Origin of the sequence: Pseudomonas gingeri, assembly GCF_013386115.1 — a bacterium.
GTDB lineage: Bacteria > Pseudomonadota > Gammaproteobacteria > Pseudomonadales > Pseudomonadaceae > Aquipseudomonas > Aquipseudomonas gingeri.
In genome coordinates this window covers 1-15,438 of the sequence record NZ_JACAOR010000018.1, presented here as the reverse complement: position 1 = coordinate 15,438, position 15,438 = coordinate 1, and the positions used below count along the sequence as shown (strand labels likewise).

The 15,438-nt window shown below is 63.9% G+C and carries 16 protein-coding genes; 5 read left to right on the top strand and 11 right to left on the bottom strand.

What is annotated here, in order from left to right; genetic code table 11:
* The 5 genes from ddpC to HX881_RS30685 all read right to left on the bottom strand — a co-directional run bounded on the left by ddpC (position 1) and on the right by HX881_RS30685 (position 5,197).
* Entirely contained in the window at positions 1-882 is an 882-nt protein-coding gene (ddpC, locus tag HX881_RS30705) for a D,D-dipeptide ABC transporter permease (protein WP_177088332.1), read from the bottom strand.
* Between the two features lies 1 nt (position 883).
* Entirely contained in the window at positions 884-1,900 is a 1,017-nt protein-coding gene (locus tag HX881_RS30700) for an ABC transporter permease (RefSeq protein ID WP_017128289.1), read from the bottom strand.
* Between the two features lie 74 nt (positions 1,901-1,974).
* Complete coding sequence (locus tag HX881_RS30695) at positions 1,975-3,555, bottom strand: ABC transporter substrate-binding protein (protein WP_177088331.1); 1,581 nt, start codon at positions 3,553-3,555, stop codon at positions 1,975-1,977.
* A gap of 206 nt (positions 3,556-3,761) precedes the next feature.
* The gene (gene ddpX, locus HX881_RS30690; RefSeq protein WP_177088329.1) at positions 3,762-4,301 is read right to left on the bottom strand and encodes a D-alanyl-D-alanine dipeptidase; all 540 of its coding nucleotides are present in this window, start codon (positions 4,299-4,301) and stop codon (positions 3,762-3,764) included.
* A 35-nt stretch (positions 4,302-4,336) separates the two neighbouring features.
* The gene (locus HX881_RS30685; RefSeq protein ID WP_017128292.1) at positions 4,337-5,197 is read right to left on the bottom strand and encodes a MurR/RpiR family transcriptional regulator; all 861 of its coding nucleotides are present in this window, start codon (positions 5,195-5,197) and stop codon (positions 4,337-4,339) included.
* Positions 5,198-5,498: 301 nt separating this feature from the next.
* On the opposite strand from HX881_RS30685, the gene HX881_RS30680 reads away from it, so the two are divergent.
* A complete protein-coding gene (locus HX881_RS30680) occupies positions 5,499-6,050 on the top strand; it encodes an ester cyclase (RefSeq protein WP_177088327.1) in 552 nt (183 codons plus the stop codon).
* A complete protein-coding gene (locus HX881_RS30675) occupies positions 6,047-6,466 on the top strand; it encodes a VOC family protein (RefSeq protein ID WP_177088325.1) in 420 nt (139 codons plus the stop codon). The genes HX881_RS30680 and HX881_RS30675 overlap by 4 nt, the downstream gene beginning before the upstream one ends.
* Here the strand turns inward: HX881_RS30675 and HX881_RS30670 are convergent.
* Positions 6,442-6,924, bottom strand: coding sequence for a winged helix-turn-helix transcriptional regulator (locus HX881_RS30670; RefSeq protein ID WP_017128295.1), 483 nt, complete (start codon positions 6,922-6,924; stop codon positions 6,442-6,444). The two genes, HX881_RS30675 and HX881_RS30670, sit on opposite strands and share 25 nt — an antisense overlap.
* Before the next feature lie 113 nt (positions 6,925-7,037).
* On the opposite strand from HX881_RS30670, the gene fabF reads away from it, so the two are divergent.
* Together fabF and HX881_RS30660 are read left to right on the top strand one after the other, a co-directional pair.
* On the top strand, positions 7,038-8,306 hold the full coding sequence (gene fabF, locus HX881_RS30665; RefSeq protein ID WP_177088323.1) for a beta-ketoacyl-ACP synthase II: 1,269 nt from the start codon (positions 7,038-7,040) through the stop codon (positions 8,304-8,306).
* 157 nt (positions 8,307-8,463) lie between these two features.
* Entirely contained in the window at positions 8,464-9,447 is a 984-nt protein-coding gene (locus tag HX881_RS30660; protein WP_017128297.1) for a sugar-binding transcriptional regulator, read from the top strand.
* Between the two features lie 63 nt (positions 9,448-9,510).
* Here the strand turns inward: HX881_RS30660 and dhaL are convergent, their stop codons facing one another.
* The 5 genes from dhaL to HX881_RS30635 form a co-directional block, all read right to left on the bottom strand.
* On the bottom strand, positions 9,511-10,158 hold the full coding sequence (gene dhaL, locus HX881_RS30655) for a dihydroxyacetone kinase subunit DhaL (RefSeq protein ID WP_017128298.1): 648 nt from the start codon (positions 10,156-10,158) through the stop codon (positions 9,511-9,513).
* A 3-nt stretch (positions 10,159-10,161) separates the two neighbouring features.
* Positions 10,162-11,163, bottom strand: a complete 1,002-nt coding sequence (locus HX881_RS30650; RefSeq protein ID WP_177088321.1) for a dihydroxyacetone kinase subunit DhaK — start codon at positions 11,161-11,163, stop codon at positions 10,162-10,164.
* A 35-nt stretch (positions 11,164-11,198) separates the two neighbouring features.
* Entirely contained in the window at positions 11,199-11,957 is a 759-nt protein-coding gene (locus tag HX881_RS30645; protein ID WP_017128300.1) for an SDR family oxidoreductase, read from the bottom strand.
* A 104-nt stretch (positions 11,958-12,061) separates the two neighbouring features.
* Positions 12,062-13,057 carry an ABC transporter permease gene (locus HX881_RS30640; protein ID WP_017128301.1) on the bottom strand — a complete coding sequence of 332 codons (996 nt, stop codon included), beginning with the start codon at positions 13,055-13,057 and terminating at the stop codon, positions 12,062-12,064.
* On the bottom strand, positions 13,054-14,541 hold the full coding sequence (locus HX881_RS30635; RefSeq protein WP_177088319.1) for a sugar ABC transporter ATP-binding protein: 1,488 nt from the start codon (positions 14,539-14,541) through the stop codon (positions 13,054-13,056). Before HX881_RS30635 ends, HX881_RS30640 begins: the two co-directional genes overlap by 4 nt.
* A 269-nt stretch (positions 14,542-14,810) precedes the next feature.
* On the opposite strand from HX881_RS30635, the gene rpiB reads away from it, so the two are divergent.
* Positions 14,811-15,290 (top strand): ribose 5-phosphate isomerase B, encoded by a 480-nt coding sequence (gene rpiB, locus HX881_RS30630; protein WP_177088317.1) that lies wholly within the window; start codon positions 14,811-14,813, stop codon positions 15,288-15,290.
* Positions 15,291-15,438 lie beyond the last annotated feature (148 nt).

Genomic DNA, 15,438 nt, shown 5'->3' with positions numbered 1-15,438 from the left:
TCATTTCCCCTGTTGCCGTGGATCGAGCAGATCGCGCACGCCATCGCCCAGCAGGTTGAAACCGGTGGCGGTGATCAGGATCGCCAGGCCGGGAAAGGTCGAGTACCACCAGTTGTCGAGGATGTAGTTGCGCCCGGTGGCGACCATGGCGCCCCATTCGGCGGTGGGCTGCTGTGCCCCCAGGCCGATAAAGCCCAGGGCCGAGGCCATGAGAATGGCGCTGCCTATATCCAGGCTCAGTTGCACCAGCAGCGGCGGCATGGCGTTGCGGGCGACGTGCCAGTGCACCATGTGCCAGCGTCCGGCCCCGAAGGTCTGGGCCGCCTTGACGTAGCCCATCTGGCGGATGCTCAGGGCCTGGCCGCGGGCCAGGCGCACATAGGACGGGATCCGCACGAGGGTGATCGCCAGCATGGCGTTGAACAGGCTGGCGCCCAGGGCCGCGGCCAGGGCCATGATCAGCACCAGGGAGGGCACCGACAGCATGATGTCCATCAGGCGCATGATCAGCGCGTCGAAACGCCCGCCGATGATCCCGGAGAAGCAGCCCAGCAGGCCACCGATCAGGCAGGAGGCAAAGGCCACGAACAGGCCGACGCCCACCGATTGCTGGCTGCCGAACAGGACTCGGCTGAACAGGTCTCGACCGACTTCATCGGTGCCGAACCAGTGTTCGGCGGACGGCGGCATAAGCCGCGCGGTGAGGTCCAGTGCGTTGGGGTCGTGGCTGGCGAGCCAGGGGGCGAAGATCATGCACAGCAGGACGATGCTGGTGATCGCCAGGCCGGCCATGGTCAGCGGGCTGCGGCGGACCTGGTAGGCCAGGTAGGCGAGTTTCTCGCTCCAGCGCGGGCCGCGCGCCGCGGTCAGGGGGACGGACATTTCAATTCACCTCGCCGATGCGTGGGTCGATCACGCGGTACAGAAGATCGATGGCCATGTTCAACAGCACATAGATGAATGACACCAGGATCGCGAAGCCCATCACCGCCGGGAAATCCAGCGACTGGATCGACTTGACCACGTAGGCGCCCATGCCCGGCCAGGCGAATACGGTTTCGGTCAGCACGGCGCCATACAGCAGGTCGCCCAGGGTCAGGCCGAGCACGGTGACCGAGGGGATCAGCGCGTTGGGCAGGGCGTGGCGCAGGATCACCGTCCAGCGCGACAGGCCGTAGGCACGGGCGGTGCGGATATAGTCCTCGCCCAGTTGATCGAGCATGGCCGAACGGATCTGCCGGGCAACCACGCCGAGGGTGACGAAGCCCAGGGTCGCGGCGGGCAGAATCAGGTGTTGCAGGGCATCGAGAAACAGGCCGGCGTTACCGGCGAGCAACGCGTCGATCAGGTAGAAACCGGTAAAGGTCGGTGGCGGGACGAGCCCTTCGGACAGCCGTCCACCGCCAGGCAACCAGCCCAATTGGCCGTAGAACAGCACAATCGCGCCCAGGCCGAGCCAGAAGGCCGGGGTGGAAATACCGGTGACCGCCAGGGTGCGGGCGATCTGGTCGATGGCCCGGTTGTGATAGACCGCCGACAGCACGCCCAGCGGCACGCCGACCAGGATTGCCAGCACCAGCGCCACCAGCGCCAGTTCCAGGGTGGCCGGGAAGAACGCCTGCAGGTCTTCCAGCACCGGACGGTTGGTACGTATCGACGTACCCAGGTCGCCGTGCAGCAGGTCCATCAGGTAACGACCGTATTGTTGATACAGCGGCAGGTCCAGGCCCAACTGGTGACGGATACCGGCCACCAGCGCGTCGCTGGCCCGGTCGCCGGCGATCAGTCGGGCAGGGTCCCCGGGAATCAGGTGCGAAATTGCAAAGGTAATCAGCGAAACGCCGAACACGACCAACACCAGGCCGAGCAGGCGCTTGCGCAACAGAGTCAGGAAGGCCATCGGGCACCTCAGTCACACGAACGACGAGAATCAGACACGCGCCGCCCCCGCAAGGCCGGCGCGCGCGAGCAGGTTTACTTGCTCATGCTGCCCAGGTTGAAGACCTGTTCGAGCATCGGGTTGAACACGTAGCCCTTGACCGAATCACGCATCGGCAAGGTATAGCTCTTCTGATAGAGGTAGGCGTAGACGCTGTCCTTGAGCACTTTTTTCTGTGCCGTCTGGTACAGCTCGACGCGCCTGGCGGTATCGCTGGTGGAGGCCGCTTCGCGGATCAGCTGGTCGACTTCGGGATTGCTGTAGAACGAGCGGTTGCCCTGCAGGCCCTGCATCTTGGAATCGAACCAGAAGTTCATGAACATGTAGGGGTCGGCAAAGTCCGGGCTCCAGGCCCCCGAGGCGATGTCGAAGTCGGCCTGGCCGACGCGCTCGCGCAAGGTCGCGTTGGCGAGTTTTTCCAGCTTGAGGTTGATGCCCAGGGGGGCCAGCGCCGCTTGCAGGGTCAGGCCGATCGGTTCCCAGTTGGGGTCCTTGTCCGAGTACATGTAGCTCAGGGTGGTGATCTTCTGCGGGACCTTGGCGAGGCTGTCCCTGGCGCCGGCGAGGTCCTGTTTCATCGGTGGCAGCGAGCTGTCATAGGCCCACATGCCGTCCGGGATCGGCCCGTTCATCAGCTTGGCCTTGTCCTTGAGGATACCTTTGACAATGCCGTTGTAGTCCACGGCCTCGGTGATCGCCCGGCGGGCATCGACGTTGGCCAGCGGGCCCTTCTTGTTGTTCAGGTAGAGGTAGGTCACCCGCAGCGACGGGAACTCCCGGACCACCACGCCGGACTTTTTGCCGAGCGCGCCGAGCTGGTCTTCGGGCATGTCTTCGATGATGTCCAGGTCACCGTGTTCGAGCTGCAGGCGACGCACGGAAGGCTCGGCGATGATCTTGATCACCACGCTTTTCAGCGCCGGTTTGGGGCCGGCGAAATAACTGTTCGGTTCCAGGGTCAACGACTGGCCTTTCTGCCAGTTGCTCAGGCGGAAGGGCCCGGAGCCGGCGGTGTGGCTGGACAGCCAGGCATTGACGTCGGCGCCCTTGCTCATCACCGCCGGGTTGATGATCGAGGCACCGTTATGGGCCAGGGTGAAGAGGAATGGCGCGAACGGTGTCTTCAGGGTGAAACGGATGGTCTGCGGGTCGACCACGGTCACCACCATGTCTTCCGGAAAGGCCCCCGATGGCCCCTGCTTGAGGGTCATCAGGCGGTCGAAGGAAAACTTCACCGCGGCCGCATCCACCGGGGCGCCGTCATCGAACTTGTTGCCGGGCCTGATCTTGAATTCCCAGACCAGGTTGTCCGGGGATACGGTCCAGCTCTCGGCCAGGTCGCCCTGGACTTCGGTGCTGCTCTTGTCACCTTCGACCTTGTAGCCGACCAGGCGCTGGTACGACGGGTAGGTGATGGTCCAGTCGTTGTTGTCGAAGGTCACGGCCGGGTCCAGCGTCTGCGGATCGGCCGGTTTGCCGATGACCAGCGTGTCCTGGGGCACGGCCGCCGTGGCAGCCTGCCAGGCCCCCAGGCTCAAGGCGCTGCACAGGACGGTCAGCAGCAGTTTGCCAGTGCCGGAAGAGGGGTTGCGGGTCACGGTGTTCGTTGGGTTCATGCCGGTTTCCTTGATCATTCGATGTATGGAAGTTCGTCAGGTTTTTTATAAAAGCTATAACCGGGCAGTTGCAGGTGAAACGTAAGTCATGCGGGTTATTGTTGTTCTCAGCCACACCGGGGCGGGCTGTGCTGTGTCGCTTGCGAAACTCTGCGGTTTCGTCGGTGCTGGCGTTGCGCGTGGATCGGGTTTCTCGGGACGGTGGCTCAATCCTCCTCCAGCAATGGGTAGTCGTCGGCGTTCGGTAATTCGTAATGCCACCATTCGGTATCGATGGCCTGGAACCCGGCGCCGAGCATGATCCCCAGCAGCAGCAGGCGATTGCGTTGCACATCGGCGGGCAGGTCGGGGTAGAACTGATGGGAGCGTTCTTCCATGGCGTCGAAGGCGGTGCCCATGTCCAACGGCTCGCCATCGCTGCCCACCAGGGTCAGGTCCACGGCCACGCCACGGCTGTGATGGGAGCCCAGGTGCGGGTCGCGCACGTAGTCGTTGTTCGGCAAGGCTTCCCACAACAGGTACTGAGCGTAGGGCGGGCGGTAGGCGTCATAGAGGCGCAGGGTCAATCCGGCCAGGCGCGCCAGTCGGCTGGCCTTGTCCAGGCACTCGGCGGCGCGGCGATGCAGCAGGCAGCGGGCCGTCGGGTAGATCACTTTTCCAGCCAGGTTGTCTGCACTGGCGTAGATCAGGTCGATTTGCACCTGATAGCGCTGGGCATCAATCTCTACAAGGGGGCTGTCGTTCACGCAAACACTCCAGTGGGATTCGGCGAGGCGGTGGGTCAGCCTTCGAACTGGCCGAAGGCTTTTTGCAGTTGACGGTTCCTGGCCAGGCGCTCGTCGAGGCGCTCGCCGTATTTCTCCGCGACCGCCGAAACCACCAGGTTCAACAGGCAGGCCAGTGGAGCAGGGGAGTCCCAGAACTGCCCGACATCGGTTTTCAGTTGCAGCAGATCCAGCGGGTAGTCTCGCGCCCAGGGGCATTGCAGGTCGGTGATCAGGGCCGTGGCCAACTCGTTGTCGATCGCTGCGTTGCAGAAGGCCTGGGTCACGCTGGAGTAGGCGCGGAAGTCGGCAATGATGGCGTAGGGATTGGCGAAGCCGGAGTTCAGCGTTTCGGCGTAGATCCCCGACAGGCCATCGACGTAGTAGACCTTGGGACGAATGTATTCGAGGTGGCTGTGGAACGCCGTGAGAATCCCGCGGGTGGATTGAATCCCGAGAATGAACACGGCATCGGCTTCATGGATGCGTTGCACGATCCTGGCGAAAGCCTCGCTGCGTGCCAGGCCATAGGCATGCTGGATGGCCTCGAGCTCGCGGCTCATGGACCTGTCGAGGGCATCTTCCTGGTTGGTCTCGGCACGAAAGGCGGCAATCCGGTCGGTGATCAGCCATGAGCTCGGTGCTTCGCCGCGCAGGCTCTTCTTGACCTCATCGATGTTCTGGTAACCCAGCGAGCGCAGGAAGCGCCCCACGGAAATCCCCGTGGTGGAAGCCTGCTGCGCGATGCTGTCGGCCGACTCGAACGGCAGTTGCTCAGGGTTGCCCAGCAGGTAGCTGGCGATGCGCTTGCCGGTGGGGGTCAGGCTGGAGAACTGCTGTTCCAGCACTTGAAGAAAGCTGTTCTTTTCCGTGGACATATCGGCGCGCCAGCATGGGGGTTGTTATGTTTGTGTCATTTGTTCTGACCTTGTTATAAACATAACATCGGCTTTCGAGATAGCACAATGCCTTTTTTTGACGAGGTCGCAACGCGTAAAAACGACTCGGGCCATTCGGGCTGATTATTCGGAAATACCGAAATGGATTTTCGATCAAGGCTCGATTATCAAGGCAGGGCCGAATGATTAACGTGGTGTCCAGCGATCGGGCGACGGGCTGCCAACTGGCGGCGTCCACGTCCGATTTCCCCGATCAGTCCCCTCAATGGAGCCCTGGACCATGCCACGTTCAACCCTGTCCCGCCGTCTCACCACCCGTATCACGGGTACGTTCATCGCCCTGGCACTTTCGGGCCTGGCCAGCGCCGCTACTCCCGACCTGGTGAGGCCGGGCGTGCTGGCAGCCGACAAGAGCCTGCCAGCCGCCCAACTGAAACTTGCGCAGACCGCGGCCCTGCGTTATGACACGTTCTGGCACACGGGTGACGAAGCCCTGGCCCGTACGGCACTGGCGGACAACTTCGTCGATCACACCCTGCCTGCCGGGCGCCAGCAGGGGCCTGAGGGGCCGTTGCAGGCTTCCCGGACCTTTCGGGCCGCGGTCCCCGACCTGACGTGCGAAGTCGTGCAAATGATCGTCGCCGGTGATCGGGTCAGCGCGCAGCTGCGCTTTCGCGGGCATTTCACCGGGACCTTTGGCGAGCGCAAGGGCAGCGGCCAGGTGGTGGACTTCATCGCCTTCGATATCTACCAGATCGAAAACGGCAAGATTGCCGCCGACTGGCACCTTGAAGACAACCTGATCTTGATGAAGCAACTGGGGGCACTATGACGATCCAGCATCTCGATCACTTCACCCTGCGTACCTCGCGGGTCGACGAGACGGTGGCGTTCTTTCGCGATGCCATCGGCCTTGAAGTGGGCTGGCGCCCGGCGTTTCCGTTCCCGGGCCAATGGCTCTACGCGGGAGAACGGGCACTGTTGCATATCGCCGACCTGGACCGCGGCAACTCCGCGCTGGAGGCTTATCTGGGCGCCCGTGTCGGTGGAGGGGGAACAGGCGCGCTCGATCACATCGCCTTTCGCTGCAGCGACCTGCCGGGGATGCGCCAACGCCTGCGCGACCTCGGCCTGCCCTTTGACGAGCGGGTGGTCCCCGACCTGGCGGAACACCAACTGTTCGTCGAAGACCCGAACGGCATCGGGATCGAGCTGATCTTTGCCTATTCGCCGCCGGCCAGTCGCTGACGCATTCCTTCACTGGCCGCCGGTCCGGCCTGCACGGTGCTGCGCTCCAGCGGCACCGGACGGCCATCGGCGCTATCCGCCATCATCAGGTGCAATGGCCGGCCGCTGTCGCGTTCGACGATCTGCACGCTTTCGCCCTCCGGTGCGTAATGGCGATTGCCCCATTCCACCAGGGCCAGGATCACCACGCGAAAATCCCTGCCCTTGGCGGTCGGCACATACTGGTAGCGCAGCGGGCGCTGGCTGTAGGCCTCGCGCTCGAGCAGGCCGTCTTCCACCAGCGCATTCAGGCGCCGGGTCAGCATGTTCGGGGCAATCTCCAGGCTGCGGGAGAATTCGTCGAAGCGTTTCAGGCCCTGCAAGGCGTCGCGCATGATCAGGATGCTCCACCACTCGCCAACCCGTTCAAGGCTGCGGGCGATGGGGCATTCGGCATGGATCAGGGTCTTGCGTTGCATGGTGGCTCCTGTCGGGCGAGCGGATTTTTGTCCGGTGAGTATGTTACTTTCATGATGATAGTAGCGTCCATAAGCCAATACCTCGCTCAATCACCTGAAGGAGTTGGATTGTCATGAACAAACGCATCGTTGTCACGGGCATGGGCGCATTGACCCCACTGGGCTGCGGCGTCGAACCGACCTGGCAGCGCCTGCTGGCCGGACAGTCCGGGATCCGGCCGCTGCCGCCGGAGCTGATCGGCGACCTGTCGATCAGCATCGGTGGCCAGGTGCCGGACCGCCTCCAGGACCCGCAGGCCGGCTTCGATCCCGACCAACTGCTGGCGGCCAAGGAGCAGCGCAAGATGGACCGCTTCATCCTGTTCGCCCTGGCGGCCGCCGATGAAGCCCTGGCCCAGGCCGGCTGGGCGCCAGATACCGACGAGGCGCGGGAACGCACGGCGACCATCATCGCCACTGGTGTCGGCGGCTTTCCGGCCATTGCCGAGGCGGTGCGCACCACCGACAGCAAGGGCCCGCGGCGCCTGTCGCCGTTCACCATCCCGTCGTTTCTCGGCAATATGGCCGCCGGGCATGTCTCGATCCGCTACGGTTTCAAGGGGCCGCTGGGTACACCGGTGACCGCTTGCGCGGCCGGCGTCCAGGCAATCGGCGACGCCGCGCGGATGATCCGTGCGGGAGAAGTCGATGTCGCGATCTGCGGTGGCGCCGAGGCCTGCATCCACCGCGTCAGCCTGGCCGGTTTCGCCGCGGCAAGGGCGCTGTCCAGCGATTTCAACGACACACCGGAGCGTGCCTCGCGGCCTTTCGATCAGGCCCGCGATGGTTTTGTCATGGGCGAGGGCGCCGGCCTGCTGGTGATCGAGGAACTCGAACATGCCCTGGCCCGTGGCGCCAAGCCCCTGGCCGAACTGGTGGGGTATGGCACCAGCTCCGATGCCTACCACATGACCGCCGGCCCCGAAGACGGCGACGGTGCTCGTCGTTCGATGCAGCAGGCCTTGCGCCAGGCCGGTGTCGAGCCGGCTCAAGTTCGCCACCTGAATGCCCACGCCACCTCGACCCCGGTGGGCGACAAGGGCGAGATGGCGGCGATCAAGGCGCTGTTCGGTACGCTGGACGGCCCGGCCATCAGCTCGACCAAATCCGCCACCGGCCACCTGTTGGGCGCCGCCGGCGGGATCGAGGCGATCTTCACAGTTCTGGCCTTGCGCGACCAGATCGCGCCGGCCACGCTCAACCTGGACAACCCCGACGAGGCCGCTGCAGGCCTTGACCTGATTCGCGGCGGGGCGCGGCCGTTGACCATGGAGTACGCGTTGTCCAATGGCTTCGGTTTCGGCGGGGTCAATGCCAGCGTGCTGTTCAAACGCTGGGTGTAGAGGGCTCAGGCAACGATCCCGCGGGACAGGCCGGCCAGCCGTGGCCTGTCCCGCGGGATCGAGTGGCGGGCCACGACCGTTTTTCCCCCTCTCGCCACTGGACTTGACCCGCATCGAATGGGGACAATGTGTTTTTGATGCGGAAATGGAAGCTCTCATGAGTGACAGTGCACAGCGCGGCCCCAGTGACATCGATCTGATGACGGACGTTGCCATGCTTTATTACCTTGAGAACATCACGCAGGAGGCTATTGCCAAGCGTTTCGAGTTGTCCCGGGCAAAAGTCAGCCGGCTGCTCAAGCGCGCGCGCGACGAAGGGATCGTCGAAGTGCGGGTACTGCAGCACCCGGCGATGAACAGCGAGCTGGAGCAGACGCTGGTCGAGCGTTTCAAGCTGGATCGGGCACTGATCGCCGTCGATCACGGTGACCCGGATGCCCAGCGTTCCGCGGTCGCCAGCCTGGTGGCCCACTACCTGAACAAGACCCTGGACGACGGCATGATCGTCGCCGTCGGCATGGGCCGCAATGTCGGCGCCGTGGCTGAAAACGTGTTCCTGCCGGTGACGCGCAACTGCACGTTCGTCTGCGCCATTGGCGGTTCGCTCAAGGCCGGCGAATACATGAATCCCGACCACATCTGCCGTCGGCTTGCCCTGCGCTTCGGTGCGGAAAGCGAAACCCTCTACGCCCCGGCGCTGGTGGCAAACCACGAGTTGCGCAGCGCCCTGATCAACAACGACACGGTGCGCTCGACCCTGGATCGGGCGCGTCGTGCCGATATCGCGCTGATCGGCATCGGCGACATGAGCGAGAACAGCAACATGGTGCGCATGGGCTGGTTCTCTCCCCAGGAGATCGCCCAGGCGCGACTGTCCGGTACGGTGGGCGACATGATGGGGTACGACTTCATCGATATCCATGGCCAGCCGGCGGTCAACACCATGCAGGGGCGGGTGATCGGGCTGTCGGTCCAGGAGCTGGCGCGGATTCCCGATGTCGTGGCGATTGCCAGCGAGAATACCAAGGCGGCGGCGACGCTCGGCGCGTTGCGTTCCGGGGTGATCAATACCCTGGCGACAACCGTGTCCAACGCCTACACCATCCTCGCGCTGGACGATGCGACTCGCAAACTCGCGTGAAGGGCTCAAGAGTGCCCTGACCGGCGCTTCTCGACGAGCGCCCGGTCAGGGGGGGCTGGATGCTCAGTCGAGCAGTTGCGCCTCGACCGATTCGGCGAGGTTGGTGAGGATCAGGCAGCAGGACACCGCACCGGCATCCAGCACGCCCAGGGAGCGTTCGCCCAGGCGACTGGCCCGACCGATTTTCGCCACCAGGTCGCGGGTGGAGTCGCGGCCCCGGGACGCCGCGCTTTTCATCTGGCCCAGGGCATCCTGGAACGAAGCGCCGCTGGCATGGGCCTGTTCGAAGGCTTCCACGGAGGGGATCAGCGTGTCCATCAGGCATTTGTCGCCGACACCGGCATCGGTGATGTCCTGCAACGACGTGAGGCCGCCGCGCAGCAGCCGGGCGAAACTGGCCCCATCGATCTCGGCGCGGCCCCGTACTTCGTCGGCCATGCCGATGAACAGGCTGCCGTAGAGCGGCCCCATCGAGCCGCCGATACCTTCCATCAGGGCCAGGGTCAGCTCGTCGAGCGCGTCGGCCAGGGACAGTTGGCGACCTTCAAGGCTCTTGCCGCAGCGGGAGAAGCCCTTGGCCATGTTGATGCCGTGGTCGCCGTCGCCGATGGCACCGTCCACTTCGCTGAGGTATTCGCGGTTGGCGACGATCACCGAGACCAGGTTGGTAACGATGGCGCTGCCGGTGCTGCTGGAGAAATGCTGGCTCATGGTTTACTCCGACTGCGACAGGCCGATGGAGCGGCACGGTTGATCGATCAGGGTGGTCAGTTCGGCATCGAGTCCGAGCAGGGTCAGGGTGACGCCCATCATTTCCAGGGACGTGAAGTAATTGCCGACATAGCAGCGATGAACCCGCAGGCCCTTGGCCTTGAGCAGGCGTTCGACTTCGGCATAGAAAATATACAACTCCATCACCGGCGTGGCGCCCAGGCCGGAGACCAGGACCACCACGCTGTCGTCCCGGCTGAAGTCGCGGTCGGCGAGAATCGGTGCGAGCATGCGCTCGGCCATGGCCGCGGCGGACTCGACGGGTATGACCTCGATCCCCGGTTCGCCGTGATGGCCGATCCCCAGTTCCATCATGCCATTGGCGATCTGGAAGTTCGGCTTGCCCACCGCCGGGATGACGCACGGAGTCAGGCCCACGCCAATGGAGCGGCAGTGGTCGACGGCCTTCTGCGCGACCCGGATCACGCCGTCGAGGTCGTAGCCCCGGGCGGCGGCGGCGCCACCGACTTTCCACATGAAGATTTCCCCGGCGACCCCGCGACGCTTGGCGATATCGGCCGGCGGGGCGGAGGCCACGTCATCGTTGGCGACCACGGTGCGAATGGTCATGTCCTTGCTGGCGGCCATTTTCATCGCCAGCTTGACGTTCATGTTGTCGCCGGCGTAGTTGCCGTACAGGCAGGCGACCCCGGCGCCCTGGTCGGCGGCGCGGAAGGCGTCGAAGAAGCTCTTGGCGGTGGGCGAGGAGAATATTTCGCCGACGGCCACGGCATCGACCAGTCCTGGACCGACATAACCCAGGAAGGCCGGTTCATGGCCGGAGCCGCCACCGGTGACGATCCCCACCCGACCCTCTGGCGAAGGAGTGCGCTTGCCGATGACCCGTGGGTTGGCTTCGTACTGGGCCAGCTCCGGATGGGCCACGAGGATGCCCTTGAGCATGTCCTCGACTACCTGGTCCGGATCGTTGATGACTCGATTCATGGCGTGTTTCCTTGTTCTTGTAAGGTCTGAGCCGATTACTGAATGCTGTAGCCGCCGTCGATCACGACGTTCTCGCCGGTGATCATCTTCGCTGCGTCGCTGAGCAGATAAAGCACCAGCCCGGCGATTTCTTCCGGCTGGGCGAAGCGTCCGACCGGGATCTGCGATTTGGCCCGTTCGCCGAGCTCGCCGGCCCAGGCCTTCTTGCCCAGGGCCGTCTCGACGATGGTCGGGGATACCGCGTTGACGTTGATGCCATGGGACGCCCACTCCATGGCCAGCACCTTGGTCATGCCGACTACCGCCGCCTTGCTGGCACAGTAGGCCACATGCCGGTCCAGGCCAATCACGGCAGCCTGGGACGCGAGGTTGACGATGCGGCCGGTGCCTTGTCCGATCATGTGCCGGGCGCAGGCCTGGGCGACGAAGAAACTGGCCTTGAGGTTGATGTCCAGGGTGGTGTCCCAGGCGCTTTCGTCGACGTCCAGGGCCTTGTCCAGCAGGGCGACGCCCGCGCTGTTGACCAGGAAATCCAGCCGGCCGAGGTGCGCGGCGGCCTGGTCGACGGCGGTCTGCACCTGGTCGAGCTGACGCAGGTCGACGGCCAGGCCGATATGCCCGGCGCCGAGGCCGGCTGCCACCTCGACCACCGCCGGATCGCGATCCAGCAGGGCGACCCTGGCGCCGCGCTCCACCAGCAGGCTGGCACAGGCCAGACCGATACCGGCGGCGCCACCGGTGATCACGGCGCAGCGGCCGTTGAGGTCGAACGCCTGGTTCCAGAAATTGGACATTGCATACACTCCATACGGGTCGGATCCGGCCCGGGTTTTCGATTGGGCAGACGCTTGCTTATAGGTTGTCGTTCGTTTGACGGGGGCGAAGAGCAACGCCTGGCTCAGCGTTTTTTCTTGCGCCAGACATCGATCAGTACGGCGAACACGATGATCAGCCCCTTGGCGACCTGTTGGTAATAAGAGGATACCCCGAGCAGGTTCAGGCCGTTGTTGATCACGCCGATCAGCAGGGCACCGAACAGTGTGCCGACAATGCTCCCGGTGCCGCCGGAGAGGCTGGTGCCACCGATCACCACGGCGGCGATGGCGTCCAGTTCATAGGACGTACCCGCCTGGGGCAGGGCGGAGGTGGTTCGCGCCGAGAGCACGACACCGGCCAGACCGGCCAGCAGCCCCGAGACCACATAGACCGAGAACATCACCTTGCGCACGCCGATCCCCGAGGTGCGCGCGCTTTTTTCGTTGCCGCCCACCGCGTAGATATAGCGGCCGTAGGTGGTGTAGCGCAGGACCATCCAGAAGATCAGCGCGACCACCGCGAAGATGATGATCGGCACGCCGATCGGGCCGATCTTGCCGATGCCCAGGGCCAGGTAGCTGTCGGGCAGGTCGGTGACCGGGCTGCCGTCATTGAGGATGAAGGTCATGCCGCGGGCGACGCTGAGCATACCCAGCGTCGCGACAAAGGGCGGGATCGACAGGTTGGCGACCATGAAGCCGTTGACCACGCCAAGCATGGCGCCGGCGAACATGCCGGCGCTGACCGACGCCAGCAGGCCGTGGCCCTGGGTCGCCACCAGGGCGCTGCACAGGCCGGCGAAGGCGAGAATCGAGCCGACCGACAGGTCGATGCCCTTGGTCAGGATCACGTAGGTCATGCCCACGGCGAGAATGCCGTTGATGGAGGTCTGGCGCAGGATGTCCATCCAGTTGCGCCAGGTCATGAAGTATTCGCTGGCAAAGGCCATGGCGATGCACAGCAGGATGAATACCAGCGGCAGGCCGAAGCGGTCCATGGCCTGGCGCAGGCGCGCGCGCGGGCGGCCGGTCGCGGCTACGGGAAGGGGGGCAGGGGCGGCAAGGATTTTACTGTTCATGAGGCGAGACTCAACAGGGCTTCCTGGGAAAGAGCGGTATCGGTGCTGACGGTGACCAGTCGGCCGCCTTTGAATACCGCGATGCGATCACTCAGATGGAGCAGTTCCGGGGCTTCGGACGAGACCACGATGGCCGCGCCACCGGCGCGGACAAACTCGTCGAGCAGGTGGTAGATCTCCTGTTTGGCGCCTTCGTCGATGCCCCGGGTCGGTTCGTCGCAAAGCAGGCAGATCGGCTGGGTCGACAGGCATTTGGCGAGCACCACTTTCTGCTGGTTGCCGCCGCTCATGGACGCCACCGGCAGGTCGAGGGAGGAAATCTTGATCTGCAGGCGCTTGACCATGCTGCGGGCCAGTTCGTTTTCCTTGCGCGCGCTGATCACCGACCAGCTCGATAGCTGCTTGTAGGCCGAGAGGGCGATGTTGGCCATGATGCTGCCGCTGAGGACCAGGCCGCTGTCCTTGCGATCCTCGGTGACCAGCGACATGCCGGCGCGGATGGTGGCCGCCGGTACGCCGATCGGCAGGGGCCGGCCTTGCAGGGTGGCCGTCCCCGAGTCGGGCTCGGTGAGGCCGTAGAGGCAGTTGAGGAACTCGCTGCGGCCCGAGCCCATCAGGCCATAGATGCCGAGAATCTCGCCCTGGCGCAGTTGCAGGCTGATGTCCTGGAACTCGCCGTCGCGGCTCAGGTTTTCGACATCCAGGCAGTTCTGCGTGGTGCATTCGCGGCCGACCTTGTGATCGATGCGTTGCAGTTCCTGGCCGACGATGCCGCGTACCAGATGGGCGCGGTCGATATTGGCCATGCGTCCGCTTTCGACGAAGGCGCCGTCGCGGAAGATGCTGTAGTCATCGGCGATCTGCGCCAGCTCGCTCAGGCGATGCGATACATAGATGATCCCGGCGCCGCGGGCGGTCAGGCGGCGGATGGCCTTGAACAATGTTTCAGTCTCGCGTTCGCCGATGGCCGAGGTCGGCTCGTCCATGATCATCACCTGGCAGTCGTGGCTGAAGGCCTTGGCGATTTCCACCAACTGGATCTGTGCCACGCTCAGGCGATGCATGGGGCTGGTGGCGTCCACCTCGAACTCCAGGCTGTGGAGCAATTCGCGGGTGCGCCGGTTCAGCTCCCTGCTGTCGACGATACAGCCGGCGCGGCGGGGTTCGCGGCCCAGCCAGATGTTCTCGGCGACGGTCATGTAGGGGATCGGTTCCAGCTCCTGGGTGATCATCGCCACGCCGGCGGCCAGCGCCTCGCCGGGGCGCTGGAAATGCACCGGTTGGCCATTGAGCAGGATGCTGCCGGCGTCACGCTGGGTGATGCCCATGAGAATGCTGAGAAAGGTCGATTTGCCCGCACCGTTGCCGCCGCACAAGGCGTGCACGCTACCTGCACGGAGAGAGAGGCGCCCGTCGCGCAGGGCGGGGATCCCTGCATAGGCTTTGGCGACATGTTCAGCCTGGAGCAGTAATGGCGTAGCCATCGGGGTGTCCTCTTGCTGATTTTCTTGTTAGATCAAGTCGATCAAATGATCGGCGAGTGATCATATGTTTAAAGCAAATCCCTGGTATGTGTCAACGAGGCTTTCTGTTATTTGGTGCTTTTCAATGGGTGATGGCTGTTATGGCAACGGATCATTCAAAAAACAGCTTGACACTCCTCTGTTTCTAGCGGGCTAATACTTGTGCAAAATTTCATTGAGTGATCATTTGATCGCTGTCTGTGCTTCTGTCGGGCAGCAGAGGAAAATTTATGGATGCAACCACATTGTTTTCGGTAGCCGTCGGCAGCGACGAGGCCGGCTACGAGCTCAAGGAGCTGCTCAAGCTCCATATCGAAAGCCTGGGCTACGGGCTCCAGGATTTCGGCTGTTACTCCTCCAGCCCCGTGCTTTACCCGGATATCGCCGCCGCGGTCGCGACGGCCGTGGGTGGCGGGGAGCATCGCCTGGGTATCCTGATTTGCGGCACCGGTATCGGCATGGCCATTTCCGCGAACAAGATCAAGGGTGTGCGTGCGGCCCAGGCCCACGACACCTATTCGGCCGAGCGTGCGCGCAAGAGCAACGATGCGCAGATCCTGTCCATTGGTGCACGGGTGATCGGTCCCGAGTTGGCCAAGAGCATTGTGAAAATCTTTCTCGAGTCCGACTTCGAAGCCGAGCGCTCCGGTCCGAAGGTCGAGCGGATCAGCGCCGTCGAGGCGGCGAACAGGGCACTGACCGGCCTCTAGGGCCAGGGCTGCCGCGCCTGCATGAAGTCTGGTCGGGATAAGCGCCAGGGACTGAAATAAAAATCAACAAGAGCCCAAGAAATGTCCAACCTGCAACCGATTCCGAAACCGAGCCAGCGTACCCTGGCCAACGCCATTCGTGCCCTCA